Annotated in this window: 21 protein-coding genes; 9 read left to right on the top strand and 12 right to left on the bottom strand. The window is 64.5% G+C overall.

Annotated elements, in window-relative coordinates:
- The coding region (locus tag P1U55_RS00135; protein WP_301045417.1) for a LysM peptidoglycan-binding domain-containing protein at positions 1-215 on the top strand (215 nt) is incomplete at its 5' end.
- On the opposite strand, the gene P1U55_RS00130 is transcribed toward P1U55_RS00135, so the two are convergent.
- From P1U55_RS00130 to P1U55_RS00120, 3 genes are all read right to left on the bottom strand, one after another.
- Positions 182-1,360, bottom strand: a complete 1,179-nt coding sequence (locus P1U55_RS00130; RefSeq protein ID WP_301045416.1) for a TIGR03862 family flavoprotein — start codon at positions 1,358-1,360, stop codon at positions 182-184. The two genes, P1U55_RS00135 and P1U55_RS00130, sit on opposite strands and share 34 nt — an antisense overlap.
- A gap of 142 nt (positions 1,361-1,502) precedes the next feature.
- Positions 1,503-2,156 carry an enoyl-CoA hydratase/isomerase family protein gene (locus P1U55_RS00125; protein WP_301045415.1) on the bottom strand — a complete coding sequence of 218 codons (654 nt, stop codon included), beginning with the start codon at positions 2,154-2,156 and terminating at the stop codon, positions 1,503-1,505.
- On the bottom strand, positions 2,153-2,908 hold the full coding sequence (locus tag P1U55_RS00120; protein ID WP_301045414.1) for an SDR family oxidoreductase: 756 nt from the start codon (positions 2,906-2,908) through the stop codon (positions 2,153-2,155). The genes P1U55_RS00125 and P1U55_RS00120 overlap by 4 nt, the downstream gene beginning before the upstream one ends.
- 145 nt (positions 2,909-3,053) lie before the next feature.
- Between P1U55_RS00120 and P1U55_RS00115 the strand changes: the two genes are divergently transcribed.
- The 3 genes from P1U55_RS00115 to P1U55_RS00105 all read left to right on the top strand — a co-directional run bounded on the left by P1U55_RS00115 (position 3,054) and on the right by P1U55_RS00105 (position 6,867).
- Entirely contained in the window at positions 3,054-4,571 is a 1,518-nt protein-coding gene (locus tag P1U55_RS00115) for a DUF2125 domain-containing protein (RefSeq protein WP_301045413.1), read from the top strand.
- Positions 4,572-4,739: 168 nt separating this feature from the next.
- Positions 4,740-6,098: a metallopeptidase TldD-related protein gene (locus P1U55_RS00110; protein ID WP_301045412.1), complete on the top strand. Its 1,359-nt coding sequence runs from the start codon at positions 4,740-4,742 to the stop codon at positions 6,096-6,098.
- Complete coding sequence (locus P1U55_RS00105) at positions 6,073-6,867, top strand: 3'(2'),5'-bisphosphate nucleotidase CysQ (protein WP_301045411.1); 795 nt, start codon at positions 6,073-6,075, stop codon at positions 6,865-6,867. Before P1U55_RS00110 ends, P1U55_RS00105 begins: the two co-directional genes overlap by 26 nt.
- A 10-nt stretch (positions 6,868-6,877) precedes the next feature.
- Here the strand turns inward: P1U55_RS00105 and P1U55_RS00100 are convergent, their stop codons facing one another.
- The 7 genes from P1U55_RS00100 to P1U55_RS00070 form a co-directional block, all read right to left on the bottom strand.
- A complete protein-coding gene (locus P1U55_RS00100; protein ID WP_301045410.1) occupies positions 6,878-8,197 on the bottom strand; it encodes a pitrilysin family protein in 1,320 nt (439 codons plus the stop codon).
- Complete coding sequence (locus P1U55_RS00095; protein WP_301045409.1) at positions 8,194-9,606, bottom strand: pitrilysin family protein; 1,413 nt, start codon at positions 9,604-9,606, stop codon at positions 8,194-8,196. Before P1U55_RS00095 ends, P1U55_RS00100 begins: the two co-directional genes overlap by 4 nt.
- Before the next feature lie 102 nt (positions 9,607-9,708).
- Positions 9,709-10,242 (bottom strand): DUF3035 domain-containing protein, encoded by a 534-nt coding sequence (locus P1U55_RS00090; RefSeq protein WP_301045408.1) that lies wholly within the window; start codon positions 10,240-10,242, stop codon positions 9,709-9,711.
- A 75-nt stretch (positions 10,243-10,317) separates the two neighbouring features.
- Positions 10,318-10,794 (bottom strand): signal peptidase II, encoded by a 477-nt coding sequence (gene lspA / locus P1U55_RS00085; RefSeq protein WP_301045407.1) that lies wholly within the window; start codon positions 10,792-10,794, stop codon positions 10,318-10,320.
- Between the two features lie 5 nt (positions 10,795-10,799).
- Positions 10,800-12,389, bottom strand: a complete 1,590-nt coding sequence (gene purH, locus P1U55_RS00080; RefSeq protein WP_301045406.1) for a bifunctional phosphoribosylaminoimidazolecarboxamide formyltransferase/IMP cyclohydrolase — start codon at positions 12,387-12,389, stop codon at positions 10,800-10,802.
- Positions 12,390-12,422: 33 nt separating this feature from the next.
- Entirely contained in the window at positions 12,423-14,225 is a 1,803-nt protein-coding gene (locus P1U55_RS00075; RefSeq protein WP_301045542.1) for a heparinase II/III family protein, read from the bottom strand.
- Between the two features lie 77 nt (positions 14,226-14,302).
- On the bottom strand, positions 14,303-15,535 hold the full coding sequence (locus P1U55_RS00070; RefSeq protein ID WP_301045405.1) for a transcription antitermination factor NusB: 1,233 nt from the start codon (positions 15,533-15,535) through the stop codon (positions 14,303-14,305).
- An 85-nt stretch (positions 15,536-15,620) separates the two neighbouring features.
- Here P1U55_RS00070 and P1U55_RS00065 point away from each other — a divergent pair, with 85 nt between their 5' ends.
- Positions 15,621-15,794, top strand: coding sequence for a DUF1674 domain-containing protein (locus tag P1U55_RS00065; protein WP_301045404.1), 174 nt, complete (start codon positions 15,621-15,623; stop codon positions 15,792-15,794).
- Positions 15,795-15,831: 37 nt separating this feature from the next.
- On the opposite strand, the gene dapB is transcribed toward P1U55_RS00065, so the two are convergent.
- A complete protein-coding gene (gene dapB / locus P1U55_RS00060) occupies positions 15,832-16,647 on the bottom strand; it encodes a 4-hydroxy-tetrahydrodipicolinate reductase (RefSeq protein ID WP_301045403.1) in 816 nt (271 codons plus the stop codon).
- 100 nt (positions 16,648-16,747) lie between these two features.
- Here dapB and rbfA point away from each other — a divergent pair, with 100 nt between their 5' ends.
- The 4 genes from rbfA to P1U55_RS00040 all read left to right on the top strand — a co-directional run bounded on the left by rbfA (position 16,748) and on the right by P1U55_RS00040 (position 19,459).
- The gene (rbfA, locus tag P1U55_RS00055; protein WP_301045402.1) at positions 16,748-17,170 is read left to right on the top strand and encodes a 30S ribosome-binding factor RbfA; all 423 of its coding nucleotides are present in this window, start codon (positions 16,748-16,750) and stop codon (positions 17,168-17,170) included.
- A gap of 52 nt (positions 17,171-17,222) precedes the next feature.
- Positions 17,223-17,915: a phosphodiester glycosidase family protein gene (locus tag P1U55_RS00050; protein ID WP_301045541.1), complete on the top strand. Its 693-nt coding sequence runs from the start codon at positions 17,223-17,225 to the stop codon at positions 17,913-17,915.
- Positions 17,916-17,988: 73 nt separating this feature from the next.
- Positions 17,989-18,894 carry a tRNA pseudouridine(55) synthase TruB gene (gene truB, locus P1U55_RS00045; RefSeq protein ID WP_301045401.1) on the top strand — a complete coding sequence of 302 codons (906 nt, stop codon included), beginning with the start codon at positions 17,989-17,991 and terminating at the stop codon, positions 18,892-18,894.
- Positions 18,895-18,943: 49 nt separating this feature from the next.
- Positions 18,944-19,459 (top strand): DUF1643 domain-containing protein, encoded by a 516-nt coding sequence (locus P1U55_RS00040; protein WP_301045400.1) that lies wholly within the window; start codon positions 18,944-18,946, stop codon positions 19,457-19,459.
- Here the strand turns inward: P1U55_RS00040 and P1U55_RS00035 are convergent.
- A partial coding sequence (locus tag P1U55_RS00035; RefSeq protein WP_301045399.1) for a hypothetical protein occupies positions 19,446-19,945 on the bottom strand: 500 nt, incomplete at its 5' end. The two genes, P1U55_RS00040 and P1U55_RS00035, sit on opposite strands and share 14 nt — an antisense overlap.

The raw sequence follows: 19,945 nt of genomic DNA, 5'->3' as shown, positions 1-19,945 counted from the left end.
CCCCCACCGGCGCCTCATCACCCCGCCCCCTGCCCATGGCCGGGCCGGGGCGCTACGTGGTGCGTGATGGTGACAGCCTCGCGCGGATCGCCTGGCAGCACTACGGCCGCGCCTCCGCCTACCAGGCGCTGTTTGATGCCAACCACAACATCTTGAGTGACCCTGACCGAATTTACATCGGTCAAGAGCTGCTCCTCCCCCCTTTAAAACAGTAATCCGCCGCCGCTTTCCCGGCCCATTTCCCGGTGGAAAAACAGGCGGTCAGAAGGTATCCGCCGGTGGGCGCTTCCCAATCCAGCATCTCTCCGGCCACAAAGGTTCCGGGCCGATTGATCAGCATAAGCCCCTGATCAACCTGCGAAAAAGCCACACCCCCCGCAGTAGAGATCGCCTCGTCAATGGGCCGTGGCCCGCTGTGTTTGACCGGAAGCGCCTTCAAAAGCTGCGCCAGTTCGGCACCCCCCGGCAGCGGCCTGCCAAACTCCATCGCCAGCGCCCTTGCGGCGGGTGAAAGCCCCAGCGCCTTGCGCAGCTTGTTGGCGGTGCTGTCCTTTTTGCGCTTCGCTAACCGGGTGGTAATCTCTTCAGTGCTAAATTGCGGACATAGATCAAGATACAGCGCCGCACCGTCACGCACCGCTGCGGATACCTCGTAAATCCCGCCGCCTTCCAGCCCACGTTGGGAGATGACAAACTCACCACGGCTGCTAACATCGCCCGCATGCAGGGCCACGCCCTTCACCGGGCTGCCAAAATGCGCTTCCATATGCGATGACCACGCGACGGCTAGCCCCATGTTCGCGGGTTTAAATGGCGTTATTTCAATGCCTTGCGCCTCAAGCCACGGGGCCCATGCCCCATCGGACCCAAGCCGCGCCCAGCTTGCCCCTCCCAGCGCCAGAACGGTCACGTCAGGCCGCTCCAGCCGCGCGCCATCGGGTGTGTCAAACCGCAGCGCGTCGCCGTCAAACCCGGTCCACCGCCAGCGTGTTCGTACCTCCACCGGCAGCCCTTGCAACCAGGCCCTGAGCAGCGGTGAGGCCTTCATCGCCTTGGGAAAAACCCGCCCCGTAGGGCCGGTAAAAACCGGCTGTCCAAGTGCTTCGGCCCAGGCCTTCACCTCTGTCGGGCCATAGGCTTCGAGCATCGGGCGCAGCGGCCCGGCAGCCTCGCCGTAGCCCGCCATAAATGCCTCAAAATCCTCATCTTTCGTGAGGTTCAGCCCTGATTTCCCGGCCATCAGGAGCTTGCGCGCGACCGATGGTTTCGCCTCGCAAACCACGGTTTTTACCCCGGCCCGCGCCAGTTCTTCAGCCGCCGTAAGCCCCGCAGGCCCGGCCCCGATCACCACAGCACTCATGTCGCTCTCCTTGACCTTTCGTAGCATCCCGCCACCCTGACCGGGACGAAATTGGCTTGGAATTTCAATGCGGTAGAATCCCTACACGGCCATCCCCGGCTGGAAAAGGTCATCGCCCGAGTGCGCAAACGCCCGTCGGAGTTTAATCCAAAGGCGGTTGGCCCCCGGCGTCGCCAGCAACGGTGAGGCCCCGGCACATCGCCTTGATCCCGTTGCGAATTTCCGGTTTGGCCTCTTGTGCGGCCGTTGTGAGCGCAAGGACCTCGGAGGCAAGTTCGCTTGGCTCCACCAGCCGGTCCACCAATCCCCAAGCGAGCGCTTCGGGCGCTTTGATCTTTTGCGCCGCCATCAGAATCATCCGCGCCCGCGCTGGCCCGACCAACGCAGCCAAACGGCCCGGATCAGAGGGCTGGGGCAGGTAACCCAACAGCATGACAGGATAGAAGAATTTCGCGTTCGGCACCCCGATCCGTAAATCGCAGGCCAGTGCCATCCCAAAGGCTCCACCCGCCAAGGTGCCGTTGAGCGCGCCAATCGTCAGGGCCTGTGACTGGGCAATCGCGCCCGAGAGACGCTCCCATAGCGGCGAGGTGGCCAGCCCGGCGCGCACCTCCTCCAGATCGGCCCCGGCGGAAAAGACCTTGCCTTCGCCAGTTAACACCAGCGCCCCGAAATCCCCTGCGCTTTCAACTGCTTCGCAGAGTGCTTCAAGCATTTCGCCGGTCAGTGAATTGGCCTTGTCGGGGCGGTCAATCACCACCCGGCGCAGGCTGCCTTCATCCTCAACTCTAATCATATGACCAGCCCTACCTGTTTGCGAATGGCCTCATCGCGCAGCGAAATTTCATCCCCCAAATAGCCATCCGCCTCGGGGCTGCACATCCACAAAAGCGCCTTGGCGGGCCAGTCAGGCGGAACGTGCTCAGACCAATCCAGCTCGCTTATTGGGTTCACCCCCGAGGCCTTGATCTCGCGCTGCATTTGGGTGGCAACAGTGCCGGGCGAAAGCGAAATGGCGCGGATGCCATCGCCGCGATTTTCCTTGTCGATCATGCGGGTCAGCATCAGGGCACCGGCCTTTGAAGCGCAGTAATGCGACCAGGCCTCAACCGGGCCATGGGCCGCCCCGGAGCCAATGCTCAGGATCGAGCCGCTGCCTTGCTCCAGCATCACCGGGAGGGCGGCGCGGATGCCGTGGTAAACCCCCTTGAGGTTGACATCAATGACATGGCCCCAAGCCTCTGGATCGCTGTTGGAAAGATGCGAGATCGGCTCAACCACGCCAGCGTTGTTGACCAGAACGTCAAGCCGGCCGAAAGCTGCCACAACGGCCTCGACGGCGGCGTTGACCTCCCAGTAGCGGCTCACATCACAGGGGATGGCGACTGCCCGATCAGGCCCCAGCGCACCGGCAAGTTCGGCCACGGCCTCTTCGGTGCGGGCCAGTAGCGCAACCTTGGCCCCGGCACCGGCAAAAACCTGCGCAGCCTCGGCGCCGATACCTCGGCTCGCGCCGGTAATCATTACCACCTTGCCCGTCATGTCCATTTGTTGGCTCCTCTCTCCCGCTGCGCTCTTTTCAACGCCAAAGAGATAACGCAATGGTGGGCCGCGTCCACCCCACTTGGCCTTGACCCTAGAAGCCGTGGAGGGGAGGATGCGCGCCATGATTTACCGCCGAAAGGATTTTCTCATGAATGCATTTCTCCGCCGCACCGCCAGCGCCACTGCCGCGCTGTGCCTGGTTGCCCCCGCCGCATGGTCGATGACCGCCGAAGAAGCCTGGGATGCCTGGGTTTCAATCGCGTCGCAATATGGCGAGGATATTGCCGCCGCCAGCACCGAGAAGGTGGGTGATACGCTCACCGCCGGAGGCGTGACGGTGAAGATTGAAGTGGAAGATCTGTCAATTTCCGGCGAATTGGGCGATGTCACGCTCACCGAAAACGCGGATGGCTCCGTCACGATCAAAACGCCTGAAGCCTTCGCCATTGATATGGTGACCGCCCCGGAATATGGCGAAAAGGTTGAAGCGCAGATCAATTTTGCGACCCCCGGCCTTGATACCAAAGCGAGTGAAGTGGGTGGCATCACCACCTTCACCTACGGCGCGCCAGAGATTGTGATCAGCGTAGACGACATGAAGGTTGATGGTGAGGATGCGCCGCTCAACATGATGGCCAAGCTCACCGGCACCACCGGCACCTATGCCGTTGGCGCGGGGGATGATGCCGCGATGACCTCAGAGATGACCACCGAAGCGCTGGATATCAGCTTTGATGGGCGTGATCCCGAGAGTGGCGGCAACGCCAAGGGCACTATTTCGGTCGCCGGGTTCTCAACCACCTCCGCCGGGCAAGGCAATGTGTTGTTCATGTCGCCCGAAAAGCTCCCGGCGCTGCTGCGGGCGGGTGCCGAAATGTCGGGCAACTCAATCATTGGCGCCACCACGTTTGAAATGTCCGGGCAGGACGGCTCTGACAGTTTTGCCGTGTCGGGCAGCATGGATGGCGCAACCCTGGCGATGCAGCTTTCCGGCGCGCAGGTGACCTATGCGGTGAACTATCAGAACTTCGCGCTCACAATGTCTGGCAGCGATATCCCGCTCCCCGAGGTCTCGCTTGCGCTGGGGGAAACCAGCGTGAACGTGATCTTCCCGCTGGCCCAGTCTGACACGCCCAAACCCTTCATGATGGCCGTTGGCCTCAAGGATATCACCTTGGCCGATGGGCTCTGGAACATGTTTGATCCCGGCACCGTGCTGCCGCGCGATCCTGCCACGCTCACCTTCAATCTGGCAGGCCAGGGCAACTGGCTGATCGATATCCTGGATGAGAAAACCATGGCCGAGGGTCCGCAGGGCGTTCCCGGTGAGCTGCATGCGCTGACAGTGTCGGACGTGCTGCTCAAGGTTGCCGGGGCCGAGTTTACCGCCGATGGGGCGTTCACCTTCGACAACTCCGATCTCACCACCTTTGATGGCCTGCCCGCCCCCGATGGCACGCTCAACCTCAAACTGGTGGGTGGCAACGCGCTGATCGACAAGATCGTTTCCATGGGCTACCTGCCTGCCGATCAGGCCAATATGATCAAGCTCAGCGCCGGGGCGTTCACCCGTCCGGGCACCGATCCCGACACGCTGACATCCGAGATCACGGTAACGCCCGATGGCATGGTTTCGGCCAACGGCATCCCGATCCCGCTCAAGTAAACGGCAAAACGCCGGTATCGAGGGGCGGCGCTGGGGCAATCCCGCGCCGCCCTTTTTCATGCGCGGGTTGCACGCCACGCGCCGCCCAGGCCGCTTGGCAGATGGGCGTTTTGCCGCGCAGGGCTTGCACCCCTTGGCAGGCGGGGCTAGCTCAGTCGGGTGTCGCTGATGCAAAGGAAGCCCATGCCCGATCTTGATGCCCTCGCCCAAGCCCTCCTTGATGCTGCCCGCAAGGCCGGAGCAGAGGCGGCGGATGCGCTGGCGGTGGAAAGCACCTCACTGTCGATTGATGTGCGCGCGGGCGCACTGGAGCAAGCCGAGCGCTCGGAGCAGGCCGAGATTGGCCTGCGGGTGCTGATCGGCCAGAAGCAGGCTTGCGTTTCGGCCTCTGATACCCGCCCCGAGACGATGGCAACCATGGCCGAGCGCGCCGTGGCCATGGCCCGCCTTGCCCCCGATGATCCCTACATTGGCCTCGCGGAGCCTTCGCAACTGGCGCAGGGCTGGGATGCCGAAGCGCTGGAGCTGGCCGATCCCGCGCCAGAGCCCGAAGCCGATGCGCTGCGCGATGCGGCGCTGGAGGTTGAGGCCGCTGCATTGGCGGTGGAGGGCGTAAGCCAGGTTGAGGGCACCTCGGCAGGCTTTGGCGCAACCCGCATTCACCTCGCGGCGAGCAATGGCTTTTCGGGGGGCTACAGCCGCACCGGCCACATGCTGCAAGCCTCTGCCATTACCGGCGAGGGCACCGCGATGGACCGTGACCACGCCTATGAGCACCGTATTTTTCGCGCTGATCTGCCCGGTGCGGCAGCGGTGGGCACCTTGGCCGGTGAGCGTGCCGCCGCCCGCGCCGGGGCCCGCAAGCCGCCAACCGGCACCTATCCGGTTCTGTTTGATGAGCGCATCGCCACCAGCCTCATCGGCCACCTTTTGGGGGCGGCCAATGGCGCGTCGATTGCGCGTGGCAGTTCATGGTTGATGGGCAAGATGGGCGCGCAGGTGCTGCCCGATGGCATCTCCCTGATCGAAGAGCCGTCGCGCCGGCGCACCTCCGGCTCCCGCCCGTTTGATGGGGAGGGGCTGGCCGTGGAAAACCGCCCGATTGTTGAGGATGGCCGCCTGTTACGCTGGATTCTCGATCTTGCCACAGCCCGCCAGCTTGGGCTGGAAAGCACCGCCAATGCGGCGCGCGGCACCTCGGCCCCGCCATCGCCTTCGGTGAGCAACGTCACCCTTACGCCGGGCAGCGCCAGCCGCGAGGATCTTCTGGCCAGCATGGGCACCGGCCTGCTGGTGACCTCGATGATTGGCTCCACCATCAACCCCAACACCGGCGATTACTCGCGCGGGGCCTCGGGCTTTTGGGTTGAGAACGGCGTGCCGCAATACCCGGTGAATGAATGCACCGTTGCGGGCAACCTGCTGGAGATGCTGCCCCGCATCGTCGCCGCCAATGACGCGCAAGATCACAAATCCCGCCGCGTTCCGTCGCTCCTGATTGATGGGCTCACCCTTGCCGGAGCGTGATACCGCTCTCCTGCTGGATGTGGCCAAAACGGCGGGCGAGATTGCGATGCGCCATTTCCGCGCCGACCACCGCGTTTGGGACAAGGAGGGCGGCGCAGGCCCTGTCACCGAGGCCGATCTGGCAGTAGATGCCATGCTGAAAGAGCGCCTGCTGGCGGCCCGCCCCGGCTATGGCTGGATGTCTGAGGAAACGGCCGACAATACCGCGCGTCTGGACGCTGAGCGCGTTTTCATCATTGATCCGATTGATGGCACCCGCGCCTTTACAGAAGGCCAGGAGTCATGGGCGCACAGCTTTGCCGTGGCCGTGAAGGGGGAGGTTGTGGCGGCGGTGATCCATATGCCCGCCAAGGGGGTCACCTATGCCGCAACGCGCGGGGCCGGGGCCACCCGAAACGGCGCGCTGATCCGGGTTTCGTCTCCCGCGCCGGAGGGTGATGTGTCCATCATCACTGGCAAGCCCAACCTCTCGGCAAGCCACTGGCCCGGCGGCGTGCCCCCCCATACACGCCACTACCGCCCGTCGATCGCCTATCGCCTCGGGCTGGTGGCCGAGGGGCGCTATGACGCGATGGTGACGTTCCGGCCAAGCTGGGAGTGGGACATTGCCGCAGGCGCGCTTATCGTGGCCGAAGCGGGCGGCGAGGTAAGTGATGCCTCCGGCAAACCGATCAGCTTTAACAGCCCGTCCCGCCTGGCCGATGGCACCGTGGCGGCGGCGAGCACGGTTTATGGCGCGTTGATGCAGCGCATGTTCAAGGCCGGTTGACCGGCGCGGCTCAGTTGCTGGGATCAAGCCCTTCAGGCTGGCCCACGATCACAAAATGCAGGTCGGCAGGGTCAATCAGCCGCTTGGCGACGCGCTGGATATCCTCCACCGTCACCGCCTCGACATAGCCATTCCGGTTTTCGATGTAGGACACGGGCAGCCCCTGAATTTGCATCCCCACAAGAATGTTGGCGATCCGGGTATTGCCGTCAAACCGCAACGGGTAGGACCCGGTGAGGAAGGTCTTGGCGCGGTCCAGCTCTTCCTGGGTGAGCCCCTTTGCGGCGAGCTTGGTCCATTCAGCCTGCAACACCTCCACAACCTGCCCCGCACGCGCATTGGCGGTGGCCACGTTGCCCGCAATCATCTCCGAAAAGTCCATCGGCAGCAGGTAGGCATAGATGCCATAGGTGAGGCCCCGCTTTTCGCGCACCTCATCCATCAGACGAGAGTTGAAGCCCCCGCCCCCAACAACCTGCATCATCACGAAGGCGGGGAAAAAGTCATCATCGTCGCGCTTCAGGCCCTTTTGGCCAAAGCTGATCACGGCTTGGGGCGTGTCATAGGGCACCACGGTGATGCCGCCCTCAAGCGTGTAAGGCACATGCTCGGGCATCTCGGCGCCGGTATCGGGCAGGGCGGCGAAGAGCTTGTCGAGCAGGGTGGCCAGTGCGACTTCGGAGATGTCACCAACGGCAGAAACGTAAAGGCGATCGCGCGCCATCACTCGCGCCTTGGCCTCAAACATATCGTCGCGGGTAAAGGCGGCGACGGTTTCAAGCGTGCCGTTCAGGTCGGAACCATAGGGGTGATCGCCATAGGCCAGCCGGTCAAAGGTTTCACCGGCAATCTTGTTGGGGTCGTTCGCGTTGGACTGGATGATCGAAAGCACCTGTCCGCGCACCCGCTCCAGCGCCTCCTCGTCAAAACGGGGGTCAACCAGCGCGAGGCGCAGCAGTTCGGCGGCCTCATCGGTGTTTTCGGTGAGGAACTTGGCCGAGATCGAGAGCGCATCGTTATGCACATCAAAGCTGATCGAGGCGGCGAGCGCATCACGGGCGGCGGCCCATTCGCGCGCGTCCATTTCACCGGCGCCTTCTTCAAGGATCGCGGTCATCAGGTTGATCGCCCCGCGCTTGCCCGGCGCATCCAGCGAGGCCCCGCCCTTGAAGCGGATTTCGAGCGCCACGAAGGGGATCGAGTGTTCTTCAACCAGCCAGGCATCAATGCCACCGGGTGAGGTGATTTCCTTGATGTTCACCTCGGCATGGGCAACCAGCGGCAGGGCGGCAAGCAGCACCCCGGCGGCGATACGGCGCAAAAAGCTCATTGGGTGACCTCTTTGGTGGCGGGTTCAGCCGCCTCGGGCATGGGCATGGAGGCGGGCTCGGGCGAAGGCGCGGCAGCCTCGGCGGGCTGGCGGGCCCACCCGGTAACGCTGGCTTCGGGCACCAGCACCTCGCGGGCGACGGCCAGCACATCTTCGGGGGTGACGGCATCCAGCACGTCGGGCCATGCCTGGATATCGGCCACCGTCAGCCCGCTTGTCAGCCCTTCGCCGTAACGGCGCGCGAGGCTTTGCAGGTTATCCTTGGCGTAGATCTGGCTGGCGCGGATTTGCAGCTTGATGCGGTTGAAATTGTCCATTTCCACGCCCTCCTTGAGGAAGGTGGCGATGACGGCATCAATATCGGCCTCGGCCTCGGCCAATGAGCGGCCGGGAACCGGCACGATATAAAAGCCGAAGGTCGTGTCATCCAGCGATTGCCCGCCATAAAACGCCGAGGAGTGAACCGCGCGGCTTTCGTCAAAATGCAGCACCCGCCCCATCAGAGACGAGGTTTGCGACCCGCCCAGAAGCTCGGCGAGGATGGTGAGCGCGGCGGCCTTTTCCTGCGCGCCGGGGTCACGCTCTGGCGCAAGGTAGCTGCGGACCACATAGGGCTGCGCGATGCGCGCATCTTCATAGATAAGGCGGCGCGCGGTGCGATGCGGCGGCTCTTGCGGGCGGGCGCGCGGGGTGATCTCGGGGTTGGCGGGCAGGGGGCCAAAGTGCTTTTCGGCCAGCGCTTTCACCTCATCGGGGTTCACATCCCCGGCAACCACGAGGATCGCGTTGTTGGGCGCATAGTAGAGCTTGTAAAAGTCAAAGGCGTCCTCGCGTGAAAGCGCCTCCATTTCGTGCTTCCAACCGATGATCGGGATGCCATAGGGGTGGTTCATATACATCGCGGCGCGGCGCTCTTCCGAGAACAGGCCCGATGGGTTGTTCTCGATCCGCTGGTTGCGCTCTTCGAGGATCACCTCACGCTCGGTGGCCACGTCTTCCTCGGTGATCAGGAGGTCAACCATCCGGTCTGCCTCCATTTTCATCATCAGCTCTAGCCGGTCAGCGGCCACGCGCTGAAAGTAGGCGGTGTAATCCCATGAGGTGAAGGCATTGTCGGTGCCGCCATTGGCCTCAACCACATGGCTAAACTCGCCCGGCGCCAGATCGTCGGTGCCCTGAAACAGCAGATGCTCAAGGAAATGCGCAATGCCCGAGCGGCCCGCAGGCTCATCGGCAGCGCCCGCGCGATACCAGACCATGTTCATGACAATGGGGGCGCGGTGGTCTTCGATCACCACCACCTCCAGGCCGTTATCCAGCTCAAACGTGGTGACGTCCTCGGCGCTGGCGGTGCTGGTGAGGCTTATCAAAAGGGCGGTGGCGGCCAGCGCGATTCGATGAGCGAGCATCGGCTCTCCTCGTTGGTTTAAGAACAGGCATTACCCTAGGCACAGCGATGGTTTGCGCAAGCGGAGTCTACGCTCTTGTGATGGGTCGTGCGGTGGCCTGTGTCACTCTGCCGCTGGGTCGGGCGGGGCCGAAGGGGTGCGCACCCCGGCCCGGCGGAAGCGGCGCAATTCGGCGTGCTGGTCAAGCGACATCGGCTCATAGGCCCGGTAATAGGTGTTCACGTTGGCCAGCCGCTCCAGAATACGGCCCTTGTTGCGGCTGCGAAACTCCAGATCGGCGGCCGCAAGGTCCTGCCGGATGCTGGCACCCATGCCATAGCGGGTGGTATGGCCGATCAGCGCCGGATCGCCCCGCAACTCGCCCGTGCGGTTCAGCCGGTCGGGGTTGCCGCCCAGCACCGCGACCGCATCCTTGAAGGGCGTTTGATCGGCGCGGTTCTGCGCGCCCGGCGTGGGCGCTGGCAGGGTGGTCAGGTCTTCGGGCATCTGGATGGGTTTGTTGGGCAGAATGGCAAACTCGTCGGGCGTGTCCTGCCCGCGTTTGACGTTCATCAGGTTGGGCTCTTTGTTGCTGCATGCCGCCAGCGCCACGCAGAGCGCCGCCAGCGCAACAATGCGCCCTGTTGTCCTAGCCATGCCTTGCGCGCCTGTAACCACCACTCGGCCATCCTCTTGGTCTTTTCGTCTGTTTACCCGGTTTGCACGCCCGCGTCACGCCGCGTTTTTGTTCTCGTCCCCGGTAAACAAAATGAGCCCCGCCGCCCCTGCAAAAATGAACACATCCGCAAGGTTGAAGAGATAAGGGTTATTCAGCCCACAGCAGGACATGTTGATAAAGTCGAGCACGCCGGGATGCATCACCCGATCCCAGGCATTTGCCAGCGCGCCGCCCACGATCAGCCCGGCAGATACAAAGGCGATGGGCCGGGTAAAGCTGCGTTTGGCCCAGAAGGTGAGCACCGCACAGAGCGCCACCGCGATCAGGATCAGGGTGATCCGCAGGCCGGGCGAGCCATCGGCAAAGAGGCCAAAGTTGATTCCTTGGTTCATACCGGGGCGAAACACCAGAAACGGATCAAACACATCCACCCTCCCGCGCTCGCCAACCCTCAGCACCGAGAAGGCCAGCCATTTGCTGGCTTGGTCGATCACGAAGGCCAGAAAGGCCGAAAGGGCGAGCAGGCGCATCATGGCTAGTGCCGAAAGTGGCGCATGCCGGTGAAGACCATGGCGATCCCGGCCTCGTCGGCGGCTTCGATCACCGCGTCATCGCGCATTGAGCCACCCGGCTGGATCACCGCCGTCGCCCCTGCCGAAGCAGCCGCAAGCAGCCCGTCCGGGAAGGGGAAAAACGCATCGGAGGCCACAACGGAGCCTTGGGTCAACGGGGTGGAAAGCCCCAGCGCTTCGGCCATGTCTTCGCTCTTGCGCGCGGCAATGCGCGAACTGTCGACGCGGCTCATCTGGCCTGCGCCCACACCCACGGTTGCGCCGTCTTTCACATAGATGATCGCGTTGGATTTAACGTGTTTGGCCACGGTCCAGGCAAACAGCATGTCCTCCATCTGCGCGTCTGTCGGGGCGCGCTTGGTCACCACCTTCAGATCATCGGCGCTTACATGGCCCACGTCCTTGTCCTGCACCAGCATCCCGCCGGATACCTGCCGATAGGTCAGCGCCGCTTCACGCGGGTCGGGCAGGGCGCCGGTGGTGAGCAGGCGCAGGTTTTTCTTGGCCTTGAACACCTCACGCGCCTCGTCGCTGGCGTCGGGCGCGATAACGACCTCGGTGAAGATCTCGCAGATCGCCCGCGCGGTTGCGGCATCGAGCGTTTGGTTCAGTGCGATGATGCCGCCAAAGGCCGAGGTGCGGTCACAATCAAAGGCACGGCGGTAGGCTTCTTCCATGGTGTCGCCACGGGCCACGCCGCAGGGGTTGGCGTGCTTGATGATCGCACAGGCCGGGCCTGCCTCGGGGGCAAATTCCGCAACCAGCTCAAAGGCGGCATCGGTATCGTTGATGTTGTTGTAGCTCAGCGCCTTGCCCTGATGCTGTTTGGCGGTCGCCACACCGGCGCGGCCCGTGCCATCAAGGTAAAAGCTCGCGCTCTGGTGCGGGTTCTCGCCATAGCGCAGCGAGGCCGCCAGCGTGCCGGCAAAGGCGCGGCGGCGCGGCGTGTCTTGCCCGATCGCCCCGGCCATCCATGTGGAAACGGCGGCATCGTATGCCGCCGTGCGGGCATAGGCGGCCTGGGCGAGTTGCTGGCGGAAGGCGAGGGTGGTTTGCCCATCGTTCTCATCCAGCTCGGCGAGCAGGCCCTCGTAATCTTCCACATCGGTGACAACGCTCACAAAAGCGTGGTTCTTGGCGGCGGCACGGATCATCGCAGGGCCGCCGATATCAATGTTTTCGATGCAGGTGTCATAATCGCCGCCGCCCGCAACCGTGGCCTCAAACGGGTAGAGGTTCACGATCAGCAGGTCGATGTTTTCGATGCCGTGCTCTTTCATCGCGGCAACATGGGCGTCGTTGTCGCGCAGTGCCAGAAGGCCGCCATGCACACGGGGGTGCAGGGTTTTTACGCGGCCGTCCATCATCTCGGGGAAGCCTGTCAGATCGGCAACATCGCGCACCTCAAGCCCGGCGTCGCGCAGCATCCCGGCGCTGCCGCCGGTGGAGAGCAGCTCAACACCGCGGGTGGTGAGTGCCTTGGCAAGTTCCACAAGCCCCTCCTTGTCGGAAACGGAAATCAGCGCGCGGCGGATCGGTTGCAGGTTGCTCATTGGCTCTATGGTCCCCCAGGTCCCAAGGTCAGGTCAGTTATCCTTACCCGCGCTTGCTGGCACTTGGTCGCCTGCCTCATCCGGCAAGGCATCGTCCCCGTCGCGCAGCGTGTCGCGGATGGCCTGCGGGGTATCCTGTGCTTTCGCCAAGGTCCACCCAATCTGGTGCCCATAGTCCATGACTTTTGCCGAAAGGGTGATCCTTTTGGTCGCACGCGGCTTCAAACGCCCCGATTCGAGGTAAACCGAAGGTTCCAGCGCGAGTTCGCTGCCGCTGTCATGGCGAAACACCCAAAGCTCGCCGGATTTGAGCGCGAGCGACACGGCGGTGCCGTTCATGTCCAGCGTGGCGTCCACATCGGGGTGCAGGTGGAAGTAGGCCACAAAGGAAACCCCCTGAAGCTGCATCCGCGTCATCGCCGCGTCAAAGGCGCGGCGATCCGCGTCGGTGAAGGCCGAAAGCGTATCGGCGCCGCTCAGCAGCCGCCCCTGACGGTCCAGATCAAGGCGGCGCATATGGGTGAGGCCATGAGTCGGGCCATAGCCATCGTGGCCTGCCAAAAGGTGCATCCCCTCGCTGTCATGGGTCTGCTCAAGGCGCACATGGGCGGGCACGTCTTCCATCATTTCGGCGCGTTCACCGGGGCGGCCCGTCGCCAGGCGAGAGGAGCTGTAGCGCTCCACCGCCACGGTTGAGTGGGAGGCTGTCGCCCGGCCCGCGCGCCGCCATGATGCGCCAAAACGCGCGCCCGAGCCGCAGTTCACGATCAGCGGGCGGCGGCCTGATGTCAGCTCAAACGCCAGCGTTGAGGCATGTGCATTGGTCGAGGCCGCGCCGGTGGGTGGGGCGGCGGCATCCACAATAACGGTGGTGCGCCCCTCCGAAAGCCGGGCATAGCCCATCGCCAGCCCGTCGCGCGGGCCATCGCGCAGGCCAGAGGCGTTGAGCGCATGATCAAGCCGCCCCTCCAGCCCGCGCCCGCCGCCATGAAACCGCGCCAAGCCACCATCGGCATGGCGCAGCGCGCGCAGGGTGGGGGTGATGCGGGCAATCGCGTTGCTGATCGGGGCGGGGGTGCCACGGCCCGCATCCTCCAGCGCGTGGGCGGCCCATGTCAGCAGGGTCAGCACCTCGGTCAGCTCTTCGGGATTGCGGGTTGGGATGCCGCCGCGATCATCCACCTGCTTTTCGCATTCGCGGGTGAGCGCCTTGAGCGCCGGGTCAACGTGATGCTCCATGCCTCGCAGCGCCAGCCCGGCATAGATCAACCCAACCAGCGCCTCAAAGCGCGGCAGCCCCGGCGCGGCGCTGTGCCAGCGGCGGGCCAAAAAGCGGGTTTGCCCGGCCAGCGCCTTGAAATAAGCGGCGCTTTCGGCGCTTTTCCGCCCGTTCAGAAGGAAGATCGCGTGGTTGATCCAGCGGATCAGGCGCCGCCCGGTGAGGTCAGGCGTCCAGCCTGCGCCCGTGCCGCGCCCGTACCGCTCGATCCAGCCCCATGTCCAGGACTGCGCCAGACGGCGAGCGCGCAAATCCCCCACGGCGGCCAGATCATCGAGCCAAGAAAAGCCCATGAGTTCGGCGGTAAAGTCCGGCCCCGGCGCGGGAATGTCCCAAATGCTGCGCCGAGAATCGGCCCCCTCTTCCACCAGATGCCCCGAAAACAGGTAGGTGCCCGCCACCAGTTGCCGCCCACGGGCAAAGGCCCCGATGGTGCGCGGCTCAGGCTGGCTGGTAAAGGCAGAGGCCGCACGCGTACGGGCCGCCAGCCGCGCCTGAAGGCGGTTGGCGATACGTGTCCATGTTCCGGTTGGGCCGGTGCTCGAAAGGCCTGCCATATGCGCTTGCGTCTCTTTGCGGACGGGGTTGGCGCGAAGGATACAGCCCACGGGCGGGGCTGTCACCGCACAAAACGTCAGCCTTGGCGCAGGAGCGCCATGTAAAAGCCATCCATGCCGCCGCTATCGGGCCAATAATCGGGCCGGGTGCGCAGGCCGGGGCCGCTGCGCCATGCGTCTTCGATCCACTCGGCCTCTGGCGCTTCGGGGGTAAGACCCTCCAGCGCTTCGATCTGCGCTTCGCCCTCTTCGGGCAGCAGCGAGCAGGTGCAATAGAGCAGCCGCCCGCCCGGCTTTAGCCAGCCAGCGGCACGGGCCAGAAGCTGCGCTTGCAGGGCAAACAGCGGCTTGAGCGATTTGCCATCGCGCACATGTGGCAGGTCGGGGTGGCGGCGGATGGTGCCGGTGGCCGAGCAGGGCGCATCAAGCAGAATCGCATCAAACGGCGCGTCAGGCTCCCATTTGAGCGCATCGGCGGTGACGAGGGTAGCGCTGAGGCCGGTGCGCGTGAGGTTTTCCTCAACCCGCTTCATCCGCCGCGCCGAAAGATCAAGCGCCGTCACATCGGCCCCCGCCGCGGCAAGTTGCATGGTTTTGCCACCGGGCGCGGCGCATAGGTCAAGCACCCGCTCACCCGGCGCTGGTGCCAGCAGCTTGGCAGGCAGGGCGGCGGCGGCGTCTTGCACCCAGAAATCGCCTGCCTCAAACCCCGGCAGCGCCGAAACCTGCGCCCGCCCCGTGATCCGCACCGATCCGGTGGGTAGCAGGGTGCCGCCGGTGGCCTCGGCCAGCGCCGCCGCGTCGCCCCTGGCTGTCAGGTCCAGCGGAGCGCCTGCGCCGTGGGCGGCCTCGATCTTTGCGGCAATCGCATTGCCATGGGTCGCGCCGATACGCCCGCGCAGCCAGCCCGGCAGGCGGGTTGGCGGGGCGGCGTCAAAGGCCTCCTGCCCCTGTTCGGCCACCCGCCGCAGCACCGCGTTGACCATCCCGGCAGAGCGCGGGCTGGCACGTTTGGCGAGGCTCACCGCATCGTTCACCACCCCATGCGCCGCTTCGCCCTCGGCCAGCAGCTCAACAGTGGCAAGGCGCAGCAAATCGCGCACCGCTGGCTGGGGGGCCTTGTGCAGGAACGGTTTCAGCGCGGCATCGGCAGGCCCGAGCTTGCGCAACACCGCATTTGCCAGCCGTTGCCCCCGCGCCAGCACCTCGGGCGGCCCTTCGGCCACGCTCACAAGGTCAGACATCATGATCTTCTGCACCAGAACGCCCCGCAGGAGAAACAGCGCCAGTTCGCGCGCGTCATCGGCCATTTCGCGGTCCTTTTCCTTTGCAGCGATGGGAGAGCGGGCTATATCAACCCCTGTGCCGTGACAAGGACGGATCGCAGGTGATGACATGACCGACCAAACAAACCTCCCCGCCGCCGCGCAGCGTGCGCTGGCCGAAGCGGAAGAACGCCGCCGCAAGGCCGCTGAGCTTGAGCTGCCCAAGGAGCTGGGCGGGCGCGATGGGCCAGAGCCGGTGCGCTATGGCGATTGGGAGAAGAAGGGCCTCGCGGTCGATTTTTGAGTCGCCGCTTTTGAGTCGCCGCGCTTTTGCGCCTTTCTCAGCCTTCCAGCCCCAGCACATCGAGCATCGAGTAATGCCCGGGCTTGCGCCCCTGGCCCCAAAGGGCTGCCTTGAGCGCGCCCTTGGCAAAGAGGCTGCGGTCAGTCGCCTTGTGGGTAAGTTGAAGCCGCTCGCCGGGGCCTGCGAAGATAACATCGTGGTCGCCAATGATATCGCCGCCCCGGATCGCCGAAAAGCCGATCTGGCCGGGCTTGCGTGCGCCGGTGATCCCGTCTCGCGCGGCCTCGTACACCTCTTTCAGATCGTGGCCGCGCCCTTCGGCGGCAGCCTCGCCCAGCATCAGCGCGGTGCCCGAGGGCGCATCAACCTTGTGGCGATGGTGCGCCTCCACCACTTCAATATCAAAGTCCTCGTCGAGCGCCTTGGCGACCTGCTTTACTAACACGGTGAGCAGGTTCACCCCGAGGGACATGTTGCCCGCCCGCACGATCACCGCATGGCGGGCGGCGGCATCAAGCTTGGCAATGTCTTCGTCAGAAAGGCCGGTGGTGCCGATCACATGCACCGCGCGCGCCTGAGCGGCGAGCGTGGCCATCTCCACGGTGGCCGCAGGTGCGGTAAAGTCGATCACCGCCTGTGCGCCCACCATCGCCTCCAGCGGGTCGTCGCCCACCAGCACATCCAGCTTGGCACCGCCCATCGCCTCGCCCACATCGCGGCCGATCCACTCATGGCCCGGGCGCTCCAGCGCGGCGTGCAGCCGCATCACCGGGCTGGCCTGCACGGTTTCCACCAGCATCCGCCCCATCCGGCCGGAGGCTCCCATCACCACGATTCCGGGCACTTCGATCATCGCTCGCACTCCCTGTCTCTGTTGGCTTCCTTTAGCTTACGCCGGGACGCTGCGCAAAGCCTCGCTTGCACGGGGGCGGCCAAGGCCCTAAATCCAGCGCATGGCGAAGAACAGGTTTCAAGATGGATCCGGCCCCTCCCAGCGAATGCTTCGGGTGGGCGAGACGATCCGGCGGGTGTTGGCGCAGGTGCTCCAGCGTGGCGAAGTGCATGACAGCGAGCTTCAGCGCATGTCGATCACCGTGAGCGAGGTGCGCACCTCCCCCGATCTCAAGGTGGCCACAGTGTTTGTGATGCCGCTCGGCGGCGATCACGCGGAAGAGGCGCTTGAAGCGCTGCGCCGCAACCGCTCGGAGCTGCGCCGCGCGGTGAACAAATCACTCGCGCTCAAGTATTCGCCCGAGTTGCGCTTCGTTCTGGATGAAACCTTTGATCGGATGGACGACACCCGCCGCATCCTCTCGGATGACCGGGTGCAGCGCGATGTGCAGCAAGGGAACGATGCCGATGAGGACGCAGATTAAGCGGCGTTTTGCGCGGTATGCGCTTGCGCTCGCCACCATGCTCGCCCCGGCCATGGCTGTCGCCGCGCCGGAGTGCCGTGATACCGCCCACGCTGGCCGCGCCTTCACCATCTGCACGCTGAACGCGGCACAGGATGATATCCGTCTCTTTCACAAGAGCGATGGCCAGGTGCTGGGCAGTTTCAACCGGCTGGATACGGCCCTCGCGGATCAGGGGCTTGCGCTGACCTTCGCGATGAACGCCGGGATGTATCACGATGATCGCCGCCCGGTTGGCCTTTACGTTGAAGAGGGCGAAGAAACCGCGCGCCTGATCCCCAATCCGGGGCCGGGCAACTTTGGCCTGCTGCCCAACGGCGTGTTTTGCCTCACCGAGGGGCGCGCCGCCGTGATCGAAACGCTGGCCTTCCGTGATAACCCGCCCGCCTGCCGCTTTGCCTCGCAGTCCGGCCCGATGCTGGTGATTGACGGCGCTTTGCACCCCAAGTTTCTGCCCGACAGCACGTCGCGCCACTTTCGCAACGGTGTGGGCGTTGAGGCCGATGGGCAAACGGTGCATTTCGCCATTTCCGATGAGCGGGTGACGTTCTGGGAGTTTGCCACCCTGTTCCGCGATGTGCTGAACACGCCCAACGCGCTTTATTTTGATGGCAATGTTTCGCGCCTCTTTGCGCCTGCGATCGGGCGAAATGACACTGGCTTTGCGATGGGTCCGATGGTTGGGGCGGTTGCCCCGCGCCAGTAAGCCCGGCGCCAGTAACCGTTGACGCACCGCTCACACCGCGCTACCCCGCGCCCCTGATTGGCAAGGAGGCACCATGGCGCGGCGCAAAAAGGGACGCGACATCACAGGCTGGATCATCCTCGACAAGCCCGCCGGGCCCACGTCGACCGCTTGTGTCAACAAACTGCGCTGGGCGCTGGAGGCCAAGAAGGCCGGCCACGCAGGCACGCTTGACCCGGCGGCGACCGGGCTTTTGGCCGTGGCCTTTGGCGAGGCCACCAAGGCCGTGCCGATGATCGCCGATGCGCTCAAATGCTATGAGTTCACCGTGACCTTCGGCAAGGCAACCAACACCGATGACGCCGAGGGCGAGGTGATTGATCAAAGTGATACAAGGCCCGATGACGGCGAAATCACAGCGGCGTTGGCGGGCTTTACGGGTGAAATCATGCAGGTGCCGCCCAAATATTCCGCCGTCAAGATCGACGGGGAGCGCGCCTATAAACTGGCCCGCGAGGGCGAAGAGTTTGAGGTGAAGCCGCGCCCGCTTTGGGTGGATAGCCTTGAAATGCTGGAGCGGCCCGATGCCGATACCGTGGTGCTGAAAATGGTGTGTGGCAAGGGCGGCTATGTGCGCTCTATCGCGCGCGATCTGGGCCGGGCGCTGGGCTGCCTTGGCCATGTAAAAAGCCTGCGCCGCACATGGTCTGGCCCGTTTGACCTTGCAGGCGCGCTCACCCTTGATCGCGCTGACGAGCTGGCCCGCACCCCTGAACTGGACGCTTGCCTCATTCCGCTGGAGGCGGGGCTTGCCGATGTGCCGCAGGCTCGCGTGAACGATGTGGCCGCAACCCGCATCGCCCACGGCAACCCGGCCCCGGTGCTCTCGACCGACGCGGAATTTGGGGATGAGTGCTGGGCTTCCCACCAGGGGCAGGCCATTGCGCTGGGCCGCTATATCGGTGGTGAGTTTCATCCCTCGCGGGTGCTGAACCGATGATCCCTGCGCCACCTGACGGGCCTTGCCGCCCCCTCGCGGAACAGCGCCCATGATTACCCGGTCGCACACCAAGGGCGATGCGCCCTCCACCGCCGTTTACTCCGATTGCGAGCGCTATCGTTACCTGCTCACCCGCGTTTGGGATGAGGGCCGCGAGAAGGCGCTTTTCATCATGCTCAACCCCTCTACCGCGACCGAGGTGCAAAATGACCCGACCGTCGAGCGCTGCGAGCGGCGCGCGCGGGCGCTGGGCTTTGGCGGCTTTCGGGTGACGAACATCTTTGCCTGGCGTGACACCGATCCAAAGCTGATGCGCGCCGCCGCCGATCCGATTGGACCGGAGAATGACCACTCCATTCTGGAGAGCTGCGCCTGGGCCGATAGAATCATCTGTGCCTGGGGCAGCCATGGGGCGCATCTGGATCGCGGCAAGCAGGTTGAGGCGCTTTTGCGGCAGGGCGATTGGCCGCTCTATCACCTTGGCCTCACCAAGCACGGCCAGCCCAAGCACCCGCTCTACATCGCCTATACCGAGCAGCCGCGCGTGTGGGCTACTCCGGGTTGATCTCTAGCGCCGCGCGCAGGGTGGCCTCATCGGCAGAGGTGGCAACCTGCACCACCGGGCGCCCCGCAAGGTTGATCTGAACCGTTCCGTCGATGGTGGGCCAAAAGACCGCATCCTTGGCCTCGGGATCATCAAACCGCAGCGTCAAACGCTCGGCGGTGGCGTCAAACCCCCGGACCACCGGCAGCGGCGCACGGCGTGACACTGTCAGGTCCAGATGGCGCGGGGTTGCGGCTGCGGGCACGTCATCCCCCGCTGCGATCTCCATGAGTACCCGCCCATCTGCATCTGTTGCCGCCGGGGTTTCCCTAGCTTCAGAGGGCGTATCCGCAGGCTGTTCAACCCGCTCCGGCGCACCTTCCTCTACCTGCGTTGCAGGTGAAAAAGATACATCCGCCTCTTGCCTCGCAGGCCGCTCTATTGCTTCCTCAGCTTCCTCAGCTTCCTCAGCTTCCTCAGCTTCCTCAGCTTCCTCAGCTTCCTCAG

The organism is Vannielia sp., assembly GCF_029212645.1.
Classification (GTDB): Bacteria; Pseudomonadota; Alphaproteobacteria; order Rhodobacterales; family Rhodobacteraceae; genus Vannielia.
The sequence above is the reverse complement of the archived record's forward strand: the minus strand, read 5'-3'. Positions and strand labels throughout refer to the sequence as shown.